Below are 18,610 nucleotides of genomic sequence, written 5' to 3'. Positions count from 1 at the left end.
TCATAAGGAACAGTGAAGTAAGATCTAAGAGGAGTTAAATTTTATACAGTATAATCATAATATTGCAGCAAGGTGGTTATAATTGAAAGAATATTTAGATATGAATACATCTCATGTAAGAGTTGTTACTCATATGTGTGGGTTCCTGGTTTGGCTCTATAGTCTTTCAATGTTGCCACCAATGGTTGTAGCATTGTTTTATAAAGAAAAAAGCCTGTTCGTTTTCTTTATAACTTTCGTTATTTTTTTTGCATTGGTGGCGGAGCGTGGTATACAACTAAGAAATCTGGCATTCAATTACGTACCCGTGATGGGTTTATTATAATTGTAATGTTTTGGATTTTGTTTTCTGTTATTAGTGCATTCCCTTTATGGATTGACTCAGAACTTAATTTAACGTTCATTGATGCTCTGTTTGAAGGGGTTTCTGGAATAACAACAACAGGAGCAACTGTAATTGATGATGTTAGTTCATTACCTCGGGCATATTTGTACTATCGGTCACAGTTAAATTTTATAGGTGGTTTAGGAGTTATTGTTCTGGCGGTTGCTGTATTGCCATTATTGGGTATTGGTGGTGCAAAGCTTTATCAGTCAGAAATGCCGGGGCCATTTAAGGATGACAAACTCACTCCCCGCCTGGCCGATACGTCACGGACACTGTGGATAACTTATTCTTTATTAGGTATTGCTTGTATTGTCTGTTATAGACTTGCAGGAATGCCTTTGTTTGATGCTATTTGTCACGGGATTTCCACAGTTTCGCTTGGTGGTTTCTCAACTCATAGCGAGAGTATCGGATATTTTAATAACTATTTGGTTGAGCTGGTGGCTGGTTCTTTTTCCCTGCTATCGGCTTTCAACTTCACTCTTTGGTATATTGTTATTAGCAGGAAAACGATAAAACCTTTAATCAGAGATATTGAACTTCGTTTCTTTCTGTTAATAGCCTTAGGGGTGATCATTGTTACCTCTTTCCAGGTCTGGCATATAGGTATGTATGACTTGCATGGAAGTTTTATTCATTCGTTTTTTCTTGCCAGCTCCATGCTCACTGATAATGGTTTAGCTACGCAGGATTATGCAAGTTGGCCCACGCACACGATAGTATTTTTGCTGTTGTCAAGTTTCTTTGGGGGATGTATAGGTTCAACTTGTGGTGGAATTAAGTCACTTCGATTTCTTATACTTTTCAAACAAAGCAAACACGAGATAAATCAGCTTTCTCATCCCAGAGCGTTGTTGAGTGTAAATGTAGGAGGGAAGATAGTTACAGATCGTGTAATGAGGTCTGTATGGAGTTTCTTTTTTCTTTATACTCTCTTTACGGTGTTTTTTATACTGGTGTTAAATGGTATGGGATATGATTTTCTTACATCATTTGCAACAGTGGCTGCATGTATTAATAATATGGGATTAGGTTTTGGGGCTACTGCATCGTCATTCGGAGTACTTAATGACATTGCAAAATGTTTAATGTGCATAGCTATGATTCTTGGTCGCCTTGAAATTTATCCTGTTATTATATTGTTTTCAGGTTTTTTTTGGCGCTCCTAATATATGGCTGATTTATAATTGTGAGTTTAATATTATGTTGACTCACTCATTGATCCAATACCTAACTTTACCAGCAACACCTCCGTCCCCAGTAGCACTGGCTGCTGGGGTGCGTTTTATTCATAAAGCAAGGCTGTATGAGCGAGAAATTAAAGATAGTCTATCGCCCATTACAAGAATTGTCACCGTATGCGCACAACGCCAGGACGCACAGTACTGAGCAGGTGGCACAACTGGTAGAAAGTATTAAGCAATTCGGCTGGACTAATCCGGTGCTGATTGACGAAAAGGGCGAAATTATTGCGGGTCACGGTCGTGTTATGGCGGCTGAAATGCTCAAAATGGATTCTGTTCCGGTCATTGTTCTGTCTGGCCTGACGGATGAGCAGAAAAAGGCGTACCGCCTGGCAGATAATCGCCTGCCGATGAATGCTGGCTGGGATGAAGATCTGTTGCGGATGGAGCTGTCGGACCTAATCAATGCTGATTTTGATGTCTCCCTGACAGGCTTCATCCCGACAGAAATTGATGAACTGTTGACGGATGTTTTGCCCGGTACAGGAAATGAGGAGGAGCCGTATACGACGAAAATTGATACGCCTGTTTATGAGCCGTCGGGCGGTAAACCGGATATCAGTGAACTGTACGACGATACGAAAACTCAGGAGCTGATCAGCCGGATACGTTCGGCGTCCCTTGAGCCTGATATTGAGAAATTCCTCCTGTGTGCGGCAGAACGTCACACGGTGTTTAATTTCAGCAGAATTGCGGACTATTACGCTCACGCCCCCTCTGAAATTCAGTGTTTTTTCGAGGAGTCGGCGCTGGTGATCATTGATTATCAGCAGGCTATTGAAAATGGATTTGTCCGGATGACGCAGCGCATGGTGGAGATCATGCATGGTGGTGAGGAGGAGGAATATGCGTGATGATTTTTGCGCCTTTATTCTGACTCACGGGCGACCGGACAAAGTTCTGACTTACCGGACGTTGCGTCGTGCTGGCTATACCGGGAAAATTTTTATCGTTGTTGATGATGAAGATAAGACACGGCATCAGTACATGGCTGAATTTGGTGAACAGGTGCTGGTGTTTTCCAAAGCCGATATCGCCAGTCGTTTTGACGAAGCCGATAATTTCTGTGACCGCCGCTCAATTTTTTACGCCCGTAATGCCTGTTTCGACCTGGCAAAACTGGTCGGGTGTAAATACTTCATTCAGCTCGATGATGATTATCACGAGTTCCAGTTTCGGGTGGATCGCAACTATGACCAGGCCTATTTTCCGATAAGGAAACTGGATGCGATCCTTTCTGAAATGCTGGCGTACTACGAATCAATACCTGCTCTTTCCATCGCTATGTCGCAGGGCGGGGATTTTCTTGGTGACAATGGCGGCCATGCTTCGTGGGTGAAACGCAAGGCAATGAACAGCTTTATCTGTTCGGTTGATCGACCGTTCTCATTCATGGGGCGCATTAACGAGGATGTGAATACGTACACGAATCTCGGTCGCTGTGGTGAATTGTTTATGACGATCGGTGCTGTCCAGTTAGGGCAGAAACAGACGCAGAAAAACAGCGGCGGAATGACCGAGCTGTATCTGGATTCCGGAACCTACGTTAAAAGTTTTTACTCCGTCATGTATGCGCCGTCGTGCGTAAAAATCTCACTGATGGGTGCCAGCCATAAACGCATTCACCATCAGGTCACCTGGAACAACGCTGCAGTAAAAATCCTTCACGAAAAATACAGGAAGAAGACACCCTGCATATCAATGGGGGTGACAAATGATTCCGTATTCGAAAGTCGAGTCTCTGGCAGCGTGCCGGATGACTGCACAACAAATCGCTGACGTTCTGGATGTTGATCTGAACCGACTGAAAGAAAATCGGGAAGCAATGACAGATTTTTATGCGGCCATCCGTAAGGGCAGAGCGAAAGGTGAAGCCGAGTTACGAGCGGCATTGTTTAAGCTTGCCAGAAAAGGGGATGCCTTTGCTCTGCGCGAACTACTCAGGGTGGATAAAAATCAGGACTAACTGATGAGCAGACCGGACTGGGGGGCGTTGCAGCAGGAGTATATTGCTGAATACACCCGCTCCGGTATATCTCCGGTGGCATGGTGTGAAGCAAGGGGACTGAATTACGCAACAGCCCGTCGTTACATCAAAAAAACTCCGAAAAATGCGCAGACAGAAATGTGCAAAACTGCGCAAAAAAGTGCGCAGAAAAAATCTGCGCAGACTGCACAAAAGCGGAACGAAAAATCTCAGGAAAAAAAGCCAGTATTCGATGCGGGCCTGAATGAGGGCGACGCGGAGGAATTTTCGTTCTGTCCCGATGAATTCGGCATTTCTGACCAGCAGGCTAAGTTTGCGATGCTTGTTGCTCAGGGTAAAAAGCCGACAGAGGCGTACCGACTAGCCGGTTATGAGGGGCAAGGTGCGACAGCTAACAGCAACGCCAGTCGTATGCTTAGAAATGCCAGGGTTTTTCGCGCTATCAGCTACTTCCGCAATCAGTACCAGAAACGCTATACCGCAGACCTGGATTTACTAGTGAGTCAGTTGATGGCTATTGTCCTGGCCGACCCCAATCAGCTTGCACAATTTCGCCGTGTTAACTGCCGTTATTGCTGGGGCGAGAATCATCTCTACCAGTGGCGCGATATAGCAGAATTCGACAAGGCAGCGGCGCAGGCTTCCAGAGATGGCAAACCCGAACCGGAATATGGAGGCCTCGGCTTTGTTGATAACGCCATACCCAATCCGGACTGCCCGAAGTGCTGCGGTGAGGGAACGGGACAGCTTTATATGGCTGATACCACTCTGCTTGATGGGGATGCGCGGCAATTATATGCAGGGGCAAAATTCGGAAAATTCGGCGTTGAGATCCTGCTGGAGGATAAGGCTGCCGCCCGGCGTGAATTGTTGCGTTTGTTTTCTGCTGGCGGGGCTTTATGTGCAGATAAACGGCTACAGGAACTGGAAATTGAACGGCGCAGAATGGAAAACCAGAAGCTGCGCAAAGAGATCGAAACGGTGGAAGATAATGAACATCCCCAGCCTGTGGCGATCAATATTAATGTGGTTGATGCCAGAGTAAGGAGTGATGAAGATGATCTCTCCGACGCTTAATGTGCCTCAGGCGCGATTTCTTTCAATGCCCCATAAATTTAAAGCCTATATTGCTGGTTTTGGCTCGGGCAAAACATGGGTTGGGTGTGGCGGCATATGCAAGGGGATTTGGGAGCATCCAGGTATAAATCAGGGATATTTTGCGCCAACGTATCCCCAAATTCGCGATATTTTTTACCCTACAGTGGAAGAAGTTGCTGCTGACTGGGGATTGAACGTAAAAATTAATGAGGGAAATAAAGAGGTTCACTTTTATTACGGACGCCAGTATCGGGGAACCACTATCTGCAGATCGATGGAGAAGCCACAAACGATCGTCGGTTTCAAAATTGGTAATGCGTTGGTGGATGAACTGGACATTTTGCCGAAGGAAAAAGCCAGAACGGCGTGGCGCAAGATAATTGCACGTATGCGTTATAAGATTGATGGACTTCGCAACGGTATTGACGTTACAACCACGCCGGAAGGATTCAAATTTGTCTACGAGCAGTTTGTTAAAGCCGTGCGTGAAAAAACAGAGCTGGCCTCACTGTATGGTCTGGTGCAGGCATCTACTTTCGATAATGAAAAGAACCTGCCAGCAGATTACATTCCTTCGCTTCTTGAATCATACCCTCCAGAGCTGATTAAAGCCTATCTTCGAGGACAGTTTACTAACCTGACAAGTGGTACTGTTTACCATCAGTTTGACCGGAAACTGAATAATTGCGAAGAAGTGGAGCAGCCAGGGGAGCCGATTTATATTGGGATGGATTTTAACGTTGGAAAGATGGCGGGAATCGTCCATGTGCTGCGTTTGGGGCTTCCATGTGCGGTAACTGAAATCATCAATGCCTACGATACGCCGGATATGATCCGCATCATTAAAGAACGCTTCTGGCTGTATGATGGGAATGATTACCGGAAAGTGAGGGAAATTTATATTTATCCAGATGCTTCCGGGGATTCCAGAAAATCAAGTAACGCAAGTACGACGGATATAGCCCAGCTTAAGCAGGCTGGTTTTAACGTTGTGGTGAACAGCTCGAACCCGCCAGTAAAAGATCGCGTTAACTCAATGAATGCAATGTTCTGCAATGCCAATGGTGAGCGTCGCTATAAAGTTAATGTGAAGCGTTGCCCGTTATATGCCGAATCTCTGGAGCAACAGGTCTGGGATGAGAAGGGGGAGCCTGATAAAAAATCTGGCAATGATCACCCGAATGATGCCGGAGGTTATTTCATCGTTAAGCAATTCCCTATTGTCAAACCGACCGGAAGAGTCACATCACTTCGGATTTAATTATGGCTGATATATCAACACCCAACCTCGACTATAACGATATGCTGGAGGCGTGGGATATTAACGACGCACTGATGGGCGGTACGCTTGAAATGCGCAGGCAGGGGGAAAATTATCTCCCAAAATGGCCTAACGAAGATGAAGACGCTTATAAAAAACGCCTGTCTGTGGCTACGCTACTTCCTGTGTATGAAGAAAGCATCAAGCAAAATATTGGGCGCATATTTGCAGAGCCGACAGTATTGAGTGAGGAAACGCCGGCAAAAATCAGGGAATATGCAGAAAATATCGACATGGAGGGGAGCCGACTGGATGTGTGGGCGCAGCAATTTTTCAGCCTCGCATTTCAGTATGGTGTGGCACATGCGCTGGTGGACTATCCACGAACGGATATGAAAGAGATTCGGACAAAAGCCGATGAAAACGCGACCGGTGGTCGTCCGTACGTTACGATGCTGAATCCACGCCAGGTTATTGGATGGAAATCGAAAGTTGAAAAAGGGAAAGTTGTTCTCACTGATTTGCGTATAAAAGAGGTCATCATTATTGATGGTGATGATTTCGGGCAGAAGAAGGTGGAGCAGATCCGCCATATTATGCCCCGTCGAGTTGAAATTTATCGACGTAGCGAAGGCACTAATGGCGAATCTGTCTGGACGCTTCATGAGTCATGGAATACCAGCCGTGATGATATTCCTCTGGTAACACTGTACACGAAGAAAACAGGATTTATGCGTGGTACACCGCCATTGCTTAATCTTGGCTTGCTGAATATCAAGCACTGGCAAAGCCAGAGCGAGCAGGACAATATTCTTCATGTTACCCGCGTTCCATTGCTGGTGGCCTACGGGCTGGACAGGAATGAAGAACTGACGGTTGGTGCATCCACCGCTACGATTTTTGAGGACAGAACAAAAAATGGCCTCGAATATGTTGAACATAGTGGCGCAGCGATAGAATCTGGCGAAACATCACTTGAGAAGCTGGAAAATCAGATGCGTCATGCCGGCGCTAAACTTCTGCGTGCTGAAAATACATCCACCAAATCTGTTGATCAGACTAATGAAGAGCGAATGCAGGAAAACTCGCCGCTTTATACAATGGCGAACTCCCTCGAAGATGCCCTCGATAATATTCTCCAGATAATGGCGGAATGGATCGGAGAGAGTTGCGGTGGCAATGTGGATGTGCGCACTGAACTGGATGTATCTGCCCAGGTGTTTGACTCATCCTCCGCGCTGGCTGTTCAGTCATTGCGTCAGGGCGGTGATATACGTCAGATTGATGCGGTTCGGGTGTTGCAGGCGTTGAAATTTATCGATCAGGATTCCCGTCCAGAGGAAGTGATCGATGAATTAAAAAATCAGAGTGTAATGCTGATGGAAATCAATGATGCAAACCGTGAATGAACGGCTGCGTGATGAATCAATTGCTCATGCAGTCTGGATATCCCGCTATAGCACTGGCGTGGCTGCCAGAATGGTGAAAATACTGAATGACAGCGATGCGGAACTTACTGCTCGCCTGCTGATAGCACTGGACAGCCTCGATCCAGGTAATTTTACCGTTAAGCGCCTGGAGTCACTTCTGGCGAGCGTCAGAAAGGTTAACCGCACTGCTATTAACAGCATGTTTACCAGTCTCTCCGGAGAGCTGAACGAGCTGGCAATTTATGAGGCTGGTTATCAGTTAAGTCTGTTTGATTCTATGCTACCTGATTTTGTTGCTGATGTTCACCCTCTGGTTGGTATCTCTCCTGATGCACTTTATGCCGCTGCAATGGCGCGACCATTCCAGGGACGACTGCTCAGTGAGTGGGCCTCAGATCTTGAGGCGGATCGGCTCAGACGCATAACAAATACAGTGCGTCAGGGTTTTTTGCTGGGGGATACCAATGAGCAGATCGCAAGAAAAATTCGGGGACATGTCAGTAAGGGATTTCAGGATGGTGCATTGCAGATGAGCCGGGCTAATGCGGCCAGCATTGCAAAAACAGCGGTTGGACATCTTGCTGCTACTGCCCGTGAGAGTTTTGCCAGCGCGAATAATGATTTGATTAAGGGTAAGCAATGGTTATCAACGCTTGATAATCGTACTACGCCACAATGTCGAATCAGGGATCGCCTCAAATATACGCTGAATAATAAACCTGTAGATCACAGCGTGCCTTATTTGCAGGGGCCGGGAAAAATTCATTTCTGCTGCCGCTCAACGGAAACGTTCATTCTGAAATCAGCGAAGGAACTGGGTATTGATGTTCGCGATATTTCCCCGGCTGAGCGGGCCAGCATGGATGGCGTGGTGGCCGGAGATACAACCTACAGGGAATGGTTTTTGCGTCAGCCTTACACCAGACAAAAACAGATTGTGGGGGAAACCCGAGCAAAGCTGATTCGGGATGGTGGTATGTCGCCAGATGAATTTTACACCGATAAAGGCGAATGGCTGACGCTGAAGCAGCTCCGTGAGCGTGATGCACAGGTATTCAGAAAAGCAGGGATTTAAATAAATCATTTATTACAACAGGCTACCTTCGGGTGGCCTTTTTTATTGCTGCGATCCGGATGGTGAGCAGCGTAACTGTCGGAAGACTTAAACCAGGTACTAATATGAAACTGAAAACGGTCGAGATTAACGGAAAACAATACGCAGAAATTGATACTGCTGGCCTGCCAGTTTATGTGCACGACGATGGTAAAGAAATTGGCTTCGATGCACCGCTGGCGACAAAAAAAATTACAGAGCTTAATGGCGAGGCAAAAAATCATCGCCTGGCTAAAGAAGCTGCAGAGGAAAAACTGGCTAAGTTTGCCGCTATCGAAGACCCGAAGAAGGCGATCGAGGCACTGGAAATGCTGTCAAAAATCGACCAGAAAAAGCTGCTCGATGCGGGACAGGTTGACCAGGTTAAGGCAGAAATTACGAAAAATTTTCAGCAGCAATTAGATGAAGAAAAGCAACGCTCTCAGATGCTGGAGAAGCAGCTTTACGATTCTATGATTGGCGGTAGTTTTGCGGGTTCAAAATATATTGCCGATAAAATTGCGATCCCGGCAGATTTATTACAAGCCCGCTTCGGGCAGGCATTCAAAGTGGAAGAAGGGAGGATCGTTGCTTATGACGCTTCCGGCAACAAAATTTATTCCCGCGCGAAGCCTGGCGAACTGGCGCAGTTTGATGAGGCGCTGGAGTTCCTTGTCGAAAATTACCCTCAGAAAGACTACATCCTGAAAGCCAGTGGCAACAATGGCGGCGGCTCCCGTCCGACACAGCATGATATTGGTCAGAAAACGATGAAACGCTCTGCTTTTGATGCACTGGATGTTGCAGGTAAGCAAAACGCATTGAAAGACGGTATCACAATCGTTGATTAACACATTTGTCAGCTTCCGGATGGGAGCTGGTGTCAGGGCTGGATAGCTCATTACTCCATCTATTCACAATTACGCAAATTTTTAAGGAATATTTAATTATGGCTGGAAATACCCTGACCGGGTTGATCCCGACTATTTATACCGCCCTGGATGTTGTATCCCGTGAGCAGGTAGGTTTTATCCCTGCGGTAGCAAAAAACGCAAAAGCTGACGCCGCAGCAAAAGATCAGACGGTAACCGCGCCAGTTGCGCCTGAGGCGAAAACCGAAGATATCGTACCGGGGCCGTCAGCTCCGAATACCGGTGATCAAAATATTGGCACTGTTGATGTAAAAATTACTAAATCCAAAATGGCACCGGTTAAATGGAATGGTGAAGAACAACTGGCTCTTGGCCCTTCAGGGACTTACAACACCATTCTGGCTGATCAGTTCAAGCAGGCTTTTCGCGCCCTTGCAAACGAGGTTGAGGCTGATCTTGGTGCGTTGTATTTCGGTGCTTCCCGCGCCGTGGGAACCGCAGGGACAACGCCGTTTGGTGTTAAAGATGATCTTTCTGATGCTGCTCTGGCTCGTCAGGTTCTGGAGGATAACGGCGCACCGACAACCGATCTGCAGATGGTGCTTGGCTCCACTGCCATTGCTAATTTGCGCGGAAAACAGTCTGTATTGTTTAAAGTGAATGAATCCGGCACTGAACAGCTACTGCGTGAGGGCGTGTTGGGGCGTCTGGAGGGATTCAATATTCACAGTTCGGCAGGTGTGAAACGAGCGCCAAAGGTTGCTGCAACTGGTTATCTCGTGAATGGAGAGAAAAAAGAAGGCGATGTTCTTATTTCCATTGATACTGGTTCGGGGAGTATTTCTGCAGGTCAGATTGTTACGTTCGCTGGTGATCCGAATCAGTATGTTGTGGCAGCAGCGACCAGCAATCTGATTACTCTTGCAGCGCCCGGACTGCGTCAGGATCTGGCCGATGATACTGCCATCACAGTTGTTGGGGCCTTTACTGCAAATATGGCGTTTGATCGCAACGCGTTTCTGCTGGCATCCCGTACTCCGGCAATGCCGGAAGGTGGCGATAATGCTGATGATGTAATGAATGTTACGGACCCGATTTCAGGGATTACGTTCCAGATTGCACTGTATCGTCAGTATCGCCAGGTGCGCTATGAAGTTGGACTGGCATGGGGTGTTTCATCAGTGAAGCCGGCACATGGTTGTCTGATTCTTGGTTAAACATTCAAACGGGGCTTCGGCCCCATTTTTAATGGGGGGCATATGGCCGGATTAACTAAAGAGCAAAGAGCACAGCGTGAAGCCGCACAAAAAACGCAAATTGAGTTAGTGGTTATGGTGACCGATTATCAGATGTTTCCCGGCGCACCAACTATCGCTAATGTTCATCCTGATGAAGTTGACAACTGGAAGGCTATGGGCTGGAAAACTCAGGAGTAACACATGATCACTTACGTGACCTGTGATGACGTTGATAATGCGTTTGGGAACGCCTGGACGAGTGAGAACGCTAAAAATAAAGCTGTTTTAATGGCTAATGCCTGGCTTAATGGCTTCAACCTGAAAATTAACCCATCCCGTATTCCGGAAGAGGTAAAACTTGCGGGAGCATATGCAGCCAGAATTGCCTCATTCGGTAAGTTGTTTCAGCAGAAAAATGATTCTGGCGTTGTTATCAGTAAAGCCGTGTCGGCTGACGGGGTCAGTGTATCGAAATCATTTTCTGAGTTGCCAGCAAACAGCACTGCATTGCTTGAACCCGATTTACAGCTTGCGATAGCACTGCTGAAACCGTACGGACTTAGTCGCTCACAAGTCAGGGTTGTGAGGGGGGGGATAATGGGGCTTCGTGAAGAGATTCAGTCAGAGGTTGCCGCTGCTTTTGATGAGGATTTAGCGGACGCCGTGAGTGATTTTTCTGGTTCTTACGTTACGCACCGGCACTGGGATCCTGTGACGGAAACTGGCGGCGAATCCACCGCAATCTATACCGGGCGAGGCGTGTTGACACGTTATAAGCTGGGCAGAATTGATGGGATTAATATTTTGCATGGTGACCTTAAATTAACCGCTCTGGTATGCGAGGTTACGGATAAACCAGCTGTCGACCATATTATTGAGATTTATGATCCTGTATCAAGGCAGTTACAACGATACGAGGTAATTACAGCAAGTGTAGATCCTTCAGCATCAGTTTACTCTATCCAGTTAAGGAGAGCGTAAATGGCAAAGGCATGGGATATAGAACCGTCAATATTTGCCGGGATGATTGAGGAAGATGTAGGGCTGAAGATTCGCTACATCGCTATGCAGATTCTTACTGTTATTGATATTGCTGCTCCGGTTGATACCGGACGTTTCAGAAATAACAACCTGGTGTCGTTACAGCATCCCGATTTTGGTATATCTGATAACGTGGATCCGAATGGTACGATTGCTGTTCAGCGTGGGATCGGGGTTATTTCGAAAGCTGCAAATTACGGGGTTATTTATATCCAGAATAACCTTCCTTATGCAGAGGCTCTTGAAAACGGTCATTCACAACAAGCGCCAACTGGCGTGTATGCCAACGCTTTTCATGGTGTTTTACAGGCTTACAAATGAAGTTTACTGAAATCAGAAATACGGTTATTTCCAGAATGACGGCACAGACGATTATTGATGGAAAAGATGTATTGTATCCGAACGGGCCAACGTTCGATCCTTCCGGTAAGTTAATCTGGGCGCGGTTAAGTAATATTCCCGGGCAGGCTGGAGTTAATGAAATTGGCGCGGGGCCGGTTGTTTATCGCACGGGGATAATCATTATTCAGTTATTTGTCCCCGCAGGTTCTGGTTCAAAACTCATTACTGAGACAGCCGATAAATTGCGGGAACTGTTTGAGTTTCAGGATGACGATCGTCTCAGTTACCAGGCTGTTTCCTCAATAGCCGTTGGCGAAAAGAATGGCTGGTTCCAGCTTAATCTTCAAATTCCATATCGCGCGCTCTAGCGCAATTAATGACATAGGAGGCTCCTGTGAGTTCAGGTGCAAAGGTTATCTCGGCATTTATCCGGGAGACGGTTGCAGGCACTACGCCAGCAAGTGGTGACTGGAGTTTATTAAAACGCACAAGCTGGGGAGTAAAACCCACCCAGAATAAAGGCGAAAATAATGAGATTGGTGGCTCCCGGATGGCTCAGGGGGCGACGCCTGGCACTGTGGATGTCGGCGGTGATGTTGGTACCAAATTTCGCTGGGGTCAACATGATGATTTTCTTGCATCCTGTTTCGGCGCGGAATGGTCAGGCGATTCTCTGACAATGGGGAATGAGCGAATAACATTTTCTCTGGCGACCTATGCGTCCGATGTCGGAATTGCCTCTGTCGTCAGAGGAGCGCAGGTTGGCTCATGGAAAATGCAGATCCCTAACGACGGCGATATTACAGCGACCGTAACCTTTGCCGGACTGGACTGGGAATCAAAGGCCGATGATACGAATTTTATCAAAGGCGAACCTGTGGATAGTGCAGGAAAGCTACGTTATTCGTTTAAGGAGGTTTCAGCAGTAAGCCTGAATGGTGTTGCCGGAGGTAACGGTTTTTGTATCGACAGTTTTGATATTCAGTTCGATAACAAACTCCAGACACAGCGTTGTATCGGGACTGGCTCGCCTTATGCAGGAGCAAATATTCCGACTACTTTTACACCGTCCGGTACGGTGACGCTTTCATGGTCTAAAGCCGCGTGGGAAATCTGGAGTAAAACACTGACTGGAGAAACAGTTCCGTTCAGCTTCACGCTTTCGAATGGAGAGGGGGCATACACTTTCAGTTTCCCGAAGGTTCAGGTGTCAGGTGAATGGCCTGATGGGGGTAATAGCGACATTATCCAGGTTCAATTGAGCATTACCGCAGCAGATGAAGCACCTACGATAACCAGAAAAAAAAATTCCCCGGCTGCCGTGATCGCAAAAGCCAGTGCTGAGGCGATTAGTTGATTTTCCGTTATTCCTCCTGTGGTACTGCCCTACAGGGGGACGCATTGAATGAGGTTATGGATGTTTATTCTTAATCAGAAAATTCTCATTGGTGGAGAACGCTGGTTTACGCCAATGAAGGACTTAAAACCTGTAGACGGGTTAAAACTGTTGGTGGCAAGCAGCGATAACGATCAGTATCGCTCCCGTAATGCATTAATCCGTCGCCACATTGAGAAAATGGATGCCAGTTTGCACGTCGGAACGAAGGAGTTTGATATTTCAAAGGTTTCCGAGGTGGATTCTGTTGATGATTTACTCATTGATAATGCCGCTCGTTATCTGCTGAAAGACTGGAAAGGGGTTGGTGAACTGGTTAATGGTGTTGAGGTTGCACTGGAATATACGGCAGAACGAGGGATCGCGCTGCTTAAGCAGAATCCAGATTTGTACTGGCAGATCCTTGCAGAAGCAGCCAGCATCGCCCAGGGTAAAGAGCAGCAGAAGCAGGATACGATAAAAAAGCCATAGCTGCCCAGCGGTGGTTATCGGAGTTCGGGGGAGAAAGGGGGAAAAGGCAAGATGGAAGCGGAAAAACTCAGGTTGCCACCGATACCGGAACCAGAAATAGACCCGGTGCTTAAGGAGTTGTTGTACGCCTATTCGGTAATATCCCGTGCCCGACGTTATGCTGGAATGGCTGGGGTGCCTTTGCCTTTATCTCTGACAGAGATAAATGAATATTTAGCCACTCATCCGGTATTGATTGAGCGCGATGAATTTGAAGCAGTGATCTTTGCACTGGATGACCAGTATTTTCAGGAGCAGTGTGTGTAGTTGTTAATTACGTACACTCTGTTACAGAGATGTGATGGTGTCTTTAATTAAATCGATGATGCTCCTGGAGAAAAGCATTGCGTGGCCTCGTAATCGCTATATCTACTATTATGTCGCCTGAAACCCACTTCGCGGTGGGTTTTTTGTTGTCAGGAGTTTTAATAAATGGCAGAGCAAACCTCGCGTCTCGCAATAATTATTGATAGCACTGGAGCGAAAAATAATGCTGACAATCTGACCTCCTCATTAGTCAAAATGACGCAGGCTGGGGAAACTGCTGCAAATAGCGCAGGGAAAGTGACTAAGGCAACAGAAGATGAGAAGAACGCGCTCGCAAAATTAAAAGCAGCTATTGATCCAGTTGGTGCCGCAATTGATACTGTCGGTCGACGCTATTCTGAATTAAAGAAATTTTTCGATAAAGGGCTTATTGATAAAGAAGAATATGAATTTCTTGTCCGTAAACTTAATGAAACCACAGAGGAATTGAGCGGGGTTGCGCAAGCGCAGAGAGAAGCCGAGAAGGCCGGAAAACTTGCTGCCGCCCAGCAGGAAGCGCAGGCTCAGGCCTTTCAAAGAATGCTGGACAAGATCGACCCTCTGGCTGCGGCGCTAAGAAATCTTGAACAACAGCATGATGAACTTAATGCTGCGTTTGCATCCGGGAAAATAAATGGTTCTCAGTTTGAGAATTATAGCCGAAAAATACAGGAAACACGGCGAGAGCTTACTGGAGAGGCTCAGGCAGAGCGAGAAGCAGCAAAAGCGCATGATGAACAGGTTGTTGCTTTGCAACGTCTGATTGCTCAACTTGATCCTGTCGGAACTGCTTTTAATCGTCTGGTAGAACAACAGAAACAGCTCAATGAAGCAAAAGCTAAGGGGATGCTTTCTCCTGAAATGTATGAGGAGCTTTCTGGAAAACTTCGTGCTATGCGGAGTGAGCTTGAGGTTACTCAATCACAATTAAGCAAAACCGGAATGTCGGCAAAACAAACGGCTTTTGCTATGCGCATGTTGCCTGCACAAATGACGGATATTGTTGTTGGGTTGTCCACTGGTCAGTCGCCATTTATGGTGTTAATGCAGCAGGGCGGCCAGCTAAAAGATATGTTCGGTGGGATTGGCCCGGCGATCAAAGGTGTAGGTTCTTATGTGCTGGGATTAATTAATCCTTTTACCCTGGCCGCAGCAGCCGTTGGGGTCTTAGGACTGGCTTACTATAAAGGCTCTCAGGAGCAGGACGAATTTAATAAATCTCTTATTCTTACCGGAAATCAGTTGGGGACAACCAGCGGGCAATTGGGCGATATAGCTCAACGTGCCGGGAATGCGGCTGATTCGACAACTGGTGCTGCGGCGGCAGTATTAAATCAGCTTGTGCGTTCGGGAAAGGTAGCGAGCAGTTCGCTGGAGCAAGTGACGACAGCGATAGTAAAAACGAGCGAAGTAACAGGAATATCAACCGAACAACTGGTTAATGACTTCAATGAAATTGCAAAGGATCCTGTCAGTGCCATATCAAAACTTAATGATCAGTACCATTTTCTGACACTTGCGACTTATAACCAGATTAAGGCGCTACAGGATGAAGGGAACCAGCAGGAGGCCGCCCGCATTGCGACAGAAGAATACTCATCCTCAATGATCCAGCGCACCAACCAGATTAAAGAAAATCTTGGTTATCTTGAGACTGCATGGAAAGCTGTCGCAGACTCCGCAAAATGGGCATGGGATTCCATGCTGGATATTGGCCGTGAGGCCTCCCTTGATCAAAAAATCTCAGATGTTCTCCGTCAAATTGATGAAATAGAAAAAAATACCCGACCCGGAGTTTTCGGGTTAGGTGGCATTGGAGATGGCGGAGCTCAAAATAAAAGGCTGGCACGATTAAAGCAGCAATTGGGCGTACTTCAAGCAGAAAAAATTGCTCAGGACGTACTAAATTCATCAATAAACGATTACAACAAGCGACAACAGGAAGGAATTGAACTCAGACAGAGAGCAGATGCCTTTTCAAAACAATATCAGACCCGGGAGCAGCAGAGAGCTAGTGAACTTGCAAAACTGGAAAAGCTAAAGAATCAGTATTCAAAGGAAGAATATAATAATCTTATCGCTCAAATAAATGAGCGTTATAAAGATCCAAAGCAACCAAAGGCGAAAGATTATTCTGATGATGCAGCCCAACGAATGATTGATCATCTGAATCAACAGAATGCGTTACTAAGTTCACAAGCTGAGTTGACCGTTAAATTAAGTTCCTCTGAACAGGAACTGGTTAAGTGGCGTCAGCGGATTGCCGACCTAGAGTCACGACCATCATCGAAATTAACCCAGGATCAGAAATCGCTTCTCTTACACCGGGAAGAAATAACCACGTTGATGGAGAAAAATGTTGCGATTGAAAAAAATAACAGGCTAATCAAGGAATCCGCCGAAATAACAGCATGGCGTGATTCATTGCAGGCTTCGATTGATAATCGTCAGCAGGGGTATGATATTCAGATTGCTGGTTATGGGGTTGGCGATAAAAATCAGCAACGCCAGCAGGAATTACTGCGGATTGAACATGGATATAACAATCAGCGTCTGCAACTTGAACGTGACTATGCAGATAAATCCCGTGGAATGTCAGATCATGTTTTTCAAGAGAAAATGCAGGCTCTGAATGATGCTCTGGAACGGGAAAAAGAAATTGTCAGACAGAAAAACGAGCAGCTCGATATTCAGGCAGGAGACTGGGTTAGTGGTGCCTCCCAGGGATTCAATAACTGGCTGGATGACACTAAGGATATCAGTGAGCAGATAAAATCAACCACGACTCAGATGTTTGATGGAATGACCGATGCGCTGGGTGATTTTGTCACGACAGGCAAGGCAAATTTTCGTTCTTTCGCTACTTCCGTGATTTCGGATCTTAGTCGAATAGCATTAAAGGCTTCAATTACTGGGATTTTCGACAGCATTAGTAACAGTTCTTCTGGGGGGATTTTAGGAACTATCGGGAGTGCTATTAGTAAATTTATTCCGAATGCAAAGGGCGGTGTTTATGAGTCTCCGTCATTGAGCACGTATTCGAACGGTATTTATGATTCCCCGCAATTTTTTGCTTTTGCAAAAGGGGCTGGTGTTTTTGGTGAGGCTGGACCGGAAGCCATTATGCCATTAACACGAACTTCCGATGGTTCTCTTGGTGTCAGAGCTATTAATAGTAAAAGTGGTAATGGAGGCGGAGATATTACCTATGCCCCTGTATACCAAATCACTATTCAAAATGACGGCCAGAATGGAGAGATTGGCCCTCAGGCAATAAAAGCACTTATGGGGATGGTTGATCAGCGGGTGCAGGGCAATCTGTTAAATATGCGACGTGATGGGGGAATGTTAAGTGGCTAATACGGAAGAATTTCACTGGTTACCAGAGGATGGAATGAAAACAGAAAATAAACCATCGATAAAAACTGTAAGATTTGGTGATGGTTATGAGCAACGAAGTCCAAATGGACTTAATCATTCTCTGCGCGTTTTCACCTGTGATTTCAAAGTTGAGGCGAATGAACGTGATTCATTTGAAAAATTTTTAGCCCGGCATGAAGGCTATAAATCTTTTTTTTGGCGCCCGCCGGGTATTAACAGAAAAATCAGAGTGGTGTGTCGAACGTGGTCAGCGACAGAACATATCACCTATACCGATTTTTCGTGTCAGTTTGACGAAGTGGTGATCTGATGCAGGACATACAACAGGAAACGCTGAATGAATGCATTCGTGCGGAGCAGTCGGCCAGCGTGGTGCTCTGGGAAATCGACCTGACAGAGGTCGGTGGAGAACGTTATTTTTTCTGTAATGAGCAGAACGAAAAAGGTGAGCCGGTCACCTGGCAGGGGCGACAGTATCAGCCGTATCCCATTCAGGGGAGTGGTTTTGAACTGAATGGCAAAGGCACCAGTACGCGCCCCACGCTGACGGTTTCTAACCTGTACGGTATGGTCACCGGGATGGCGGAAGATCTGCAGAGTCTGGTCGGCGGAACGGTGGTCCGGCGTAAGGTTTACGCCCGTTTTCTGGATGCGGTGAACTTCGTCAACGGAAACAGTGACGCCGATCCGGAGCAGGAGGTGATCAGCCGCTGGCGCATCGAGCAGTGCAGCGAACTGAGCGCGGTGAGTGCCTCTTTTGTACTGTCCACGCCGACGGAAACGGACGGCGCTGTTTTTCCGGGACGTATCATGCTGGCCAACACCTGCACCTGGACCTATCGCGGCGATGAGTGCGGTTATCACGGTCCGGCAGTCGCGGATGAATATGACCAGCCGACGTCCGATATCACGAAGGATAAATGCAGCAAATGCCTGAGCGGCTGTAAGTTTCGCAATAACGTCGGCAACTTTGGCGGCTTCCTTTCCATTAACAAACTTTCGCAGTAAATCCCATGACACAGA

The 18,610-nt window shown here is 46.6% G+C and carries 18 protein-coding genes and 3 pseudogenes; all 21 read left to right on the top strand.

Going from position 1 to position 18,610, the window contains the following annotated elements; all coding sequences use genetic code 11:
- Window positions 1–100 precede the first annotated feature (100 nt).
- The 21 genes and pseudogenes from trkG to ESM_RS0121550 all read left to right on the top strand — a co-directional run bounded on the left by trkG (window position 101) and on the right by ESM_RS0121550 (window position 18,595).
- A pseudogene (gene trkG, locus ESM_RS0121650) lies at window positions 101–1,557 on the top strand (Trk system potassium transporter TrkG).
- A 137-nt stretch (window positions 1,558–1,694) separates the two neighbouring features.
- A pseudogene (locus tag ESM_RS1000000129740) lies at window positions 1,695–1,952 on the top strand (ParB/Srx family N-terminal domain-containing protein); the annotation flags it as partial.
- Window positions 1,953–2,478: 526 nt separating this feature from the next.
- The gene (locus ESM_RS0121640; RefSeq protein ID WP_001204028.1) at window positions 2,479–3,411 is read left to right on the top strand and encodes a hypothetical protein; all 933 of its coding nucleotides are present in this window, start codon (window positions 2,479–2,481) and stop codon (window positions 3,409–3,411) included.
- Window positions 3,389–3,598 carry a hypothetical protein gene (locus ESM_RS0121635; protein WP_000126788.1) on the top strand — a complete coding sequence of 70 codons (210 nt, stop codon included), beginning with the start codon at window positions 3,389–3,391 and terminating at the stop codon, window positions 3,596–3,598. The genes ESM_RS0121640 and ESM_RS0121635 overlap by 23 nt, the downstream gene beginning before the upstream one ends.
- A 3-nt stretch (window positions 3,599–3,601) precedes the next feature.
- Window positions 3,602–4,696: a terminase small subunit gene (locus ESM_RS0121630; RefSeq protein ID WP_000089447.1), complete on the top strand. Its 1,095-nt coding sequence runs from the start codon at window positions 3,602–3,604 to the stop codon at window positions 4,694–4,696.
- On the top strand, window positions 4,677–5,978 hold the full coding sequence (locus ESM_RS0121625) for a terminase large subunit domain-containing protein (protein WP_000625348.1): 1,302 nt from the start codon (window positions 4,677–4,679) through the stop codon (window positions 5,976–5,978). Before ESM_RS0121630 ends, ESM_RS0121625 begins: the two co-directional genes overlap by 20 nt.
- Window positions 5,979–5,980: 2 nt before the next feature.
- On the top strand, window positions 5,981–7,387 hold the full coding sequence (locus ESM_RS0121620) for a DUF4055 domain-containing protein (protein WP_000763704.1): 1,407 nt from the start codon (window positions 5,981–5,983) through the stop codon (window positions 7,385–7,387).
- Window positions 7,371–8,483, top strand: coding sequence for a phage minor head protein (locus ESM_RS0121615; RefSeq protein WP_010380825.1), 1,113 nt, complete (start codon window positions 7,371–7,373; stop codon window positions 8,481–8,483). Before ESM_RS0121620 ends, ESM_RS0121615 begins: the two co-directional genes overlap by 17 nt.
- Window positions 8,484–8,587: 104 nt before the next feature.
- On the top strand, window positions 8,588–9,352 hold the full coding sequence (locus ESM_RS0121610) for a DUF6651 domain-containing protein (protein WP_000770042.1): 765 nt from the start codon (window positions 8,588–8,590) through the stop codon (window positions 9,350–9,352).
- Window positions 9,353–9,450: 98 nt separating this feature from the next.
- Window positions 9,451–10,590: a P22 phage major capsid protein family protein gene (locus ESM_RS0121605; RefSeq protein WP_000918487.1), complete on the top strand. Its 1,140-nt coding sequence runs from the start codon at window positions 9,451–9,453 to the stop codon at window positions 10,588–10,590.
- A gap of 42 nt (window positions 10,591–10,632) precedes the next feature.
- Window positions 10,633–10,809, top strand: coding sequence for a hypothetical protein (locus tag ESM_RS1000000128870; protein ID WP_000908084.1), 177 nt, complete (start codon window positions 10,633–10,635; stop codon window positions 10,807–10,809).
- 3 nt (window positions 10,810–10,812) lie between these two features.
- Window positions 10,813–11,205: pseudogene (locus tag ESM_RS1000000129555) on the top strand (protein singed); the annotation flags it as partial.
- Window positions 11,206–11,208: 3 nt separating this feature from the next.
- A complete protein-coding gene (locus tag ESM_RS0121590) occupies window positions 11,209–11,592 on the top strand; it encodes a hypothetical protein (protein ID WP_000524260.1) in 384 nt (127 codons plus the stop codon).
- Window positions 11,593–11,973 carry a hypothetical protein gene (locus ESM_RS0121585; protein WP_001029823.1) on the top strand — a complete coding sequence of 127 codons (381 nt, stop codon included), beginning with the start codon at window positions 11,593–11,595 and terminating at the stop codon, window positions 11,971–11,973.
- Window positions 11,970–12,362 (top strand): phage tail terminator-like protein, encoded by a 393-nt coding sequence (locus tag ESM_RS0121580; RefSeq protein WP_000673077.1) that lies wholly within the window; start codon window positions 11,970–11,972, stop codon window positions 12,360–12,362. Before ESM_RS0121585 ends, ESM_RS0121580 begins: the two co-directional genes overlap by 4 nt.
- A 26-nt stretch (window positions 12,363–12,388) precedes the next feature.
- Window positions 12,389–13,351: a phage tail tube protein gene (locus tag ESM_RS0121575; protein ID WP_000094292.1), complete on the top strand. Its 963-nt coding sequence runs from the start codon at window positions 12,389–12,391 to the stop codon at window positions 13,349–13,351.
- A 150-nt stretch (window positions 13,352–13,501) separates the two neighbouring features.
- Window positions 13,502–13,861: a protein YdaY gene (gene ydaY / locus ESM_RS0121570; RefSeq protein WP_123057779.1), complete on the top strand. Its 360-nt coding sequence runs from the start codon at window positions 13,502–13,504 to the stop codon at window positions 13,859–13,861.
- A gap of 51 nt (window positions 13,862–13,912) precedes the next feature.
- On the top strand, window positions 13,913–14,167 hold the full coding sequence (locus ESM_RS01000000125535) for a hypothetical protein (protein ID WP_000387022.1): 255 nt from the start codon (window positions 13,913–13,915) through the stop codon (window positions 14,165–14,167).
- A gap of 165 nt (window positions 14,168–14,332) precedes the next feature.
- Entirely contained in the window at window positions 14,333–17,566 is a 3,234-nt protein-coding gene (locus ESM_RS0121560) for a phage tail tape measure protein (RefSeq protein WP_000840616.1), read from the top strand.
- Window positions 17,559–17,897: a phage tail protein gene (locus ESM_RS0121555; RefSeq protein WP_000024051.1), complete on the top strand. Its 339-nt coding sequence runs from the start codon at window positions 17,559–17,561 to the stop codon at window positions 17,895–17,897. Before ESM_RS0121560 ends, ESM_RS0121555 begins: the two co-directional genes overlap by 8 nt.
- Entirely contained in the window at window positions 17,897–18,595 is a 699-nt protein-coding gene (locus tag ESM_RS0121550) for a phage minor tail protein L (protein ID WP_001152437.1), read from the top strand. The genes ESM_RS0121555 and ESM_RS0121550 overlap by 1 nt, the downstream gene beginning before the upstream one ends.
- The last annotated feature ends 15 nt before the right edge of the window (window positions 18,596–18,610 follow it).

The organism is Escherichia sp. TW09308, assembly GCF_000208565.1.
In the GTDB taxonomy this organism is placed as follows: Bacteria; Pseudomonadota; Gammaproteobacteria; order Enterobacterales; family Enterobacteriaceae; genus Escherichia; species Escherichia marmotae.
The sequence above is the reverse complement of the archived record's forward strand: the minus strand, read 5'-3'. Positions and strand labels throughout refer to the sequence as shown.

Excerpts from the sequence above, each read along its gene's own strand:
- ESM_RS0121640 (WP_001204028.1), top strand. The coding sequence starts at position 2,479 with ATGCGTGATGATTTTTGCGCCTTTATTCTGACTCACGGGCGACCGGAC.
- ESM_RS0121635 (WP_000126788.1), top strand. The coding sequence starts at position 3,389 with ATGACTGCACAACAAATCGCTGACGTTCTGGATGTTGATCTGAACCGA.
- ESM_RS0121630 (WP_000089447.1), top strand. The coding sequence starts at position 3,602 with ATGAGCAGACCGGACTGGGGGGCGTTGCAGCAGGAGTATATTGCTGAA.
- ESM_RS0121625 (WP_000625348.1), top strand. The coding sequence starts at position 4,677 with ATGATCTCTCCGACGCTTAATGTGCCTCAGGCGCGATTTCTTTCAATG.
- ESM_RS0121620 (WP_000763704.1), top strand. The coding sequence starts at position 5,981 with ATGGCTGATATATCAACACCCAACCTCGACTATAACGATATGCTGGAG.
- ESM_RS0121615 (WP_010380825.1), top strand. The coding sequence starts at position 7,371 with ATGCAAACCGTGAATGAACGGCTGCGTGATGAATCAATTGCTCATGCA.
- ESM_RS0121610 (WP_000770042.1), top strand. The coding sequence starts at position 8,588 with ATGAAACTGAAAACGGTCGAGATTAACGGAAAACAATACGCAGAAATT.
- ESM_RS0121605 (WP_000918487.1), top strand. The coding sequence starts at position 9,451 with ATGGCTGGAAATACCCTGACCGGGTTGATCCCGACTATTTATACCGCC.
- ESM_RS1000000128870 (WP_000908084.1), top strand. The coding sequence starts at position 10,633 with ATGGCCGGATTAACTAAAGAGCAAAGAGCACAGCGTGAAGCCGCACAA.
- ESM_RS0121590 (WP_000524260.1), top strand. The coding sequence starts at position 11,209 with ATGGGGCTTCGTGAAGAGATTCAGTCAGAGGTTGCCGCTGCTTTTGAT.
- ESM_RS0121585 (WP_001029823.1), top strand. The coding sequence starts at position 11,593 with ATGGCAAAGGCATGGGATATAGAACCGTCAATATTTGCCGGGATGATT.
- ESM_RS0121580 (WP_000673077.1), top strand. The coding sequence starts at position 11,970 with ATGAAGTTTACTGAAATCAGAAATACGGTTATTTCCAGAATGACGGCA.
- ESM_RS01000000125535 (WP_000387022.1), top strand. The coding sequence starts at position 13,913 with ATGGAAGCGGAAAAACTCAGGTTGCCACCGATACCGGAACCAGAAATA.
- ESM_RS0121560 (WP_000840616.1), top strand. The coding sequence starts at position 14,333 with ATGGCAGAGCAAACCTCGCGTCTCGCAATAATTATTGATAGCACTGGA.
- ESM_RS0121550 (WP_001152437.1), top strand. The coding sequence starts at position 17,897 with ATGCAGGACATACAACAGGAAACGCTGAATGAATGCATTCGTGCGGAG.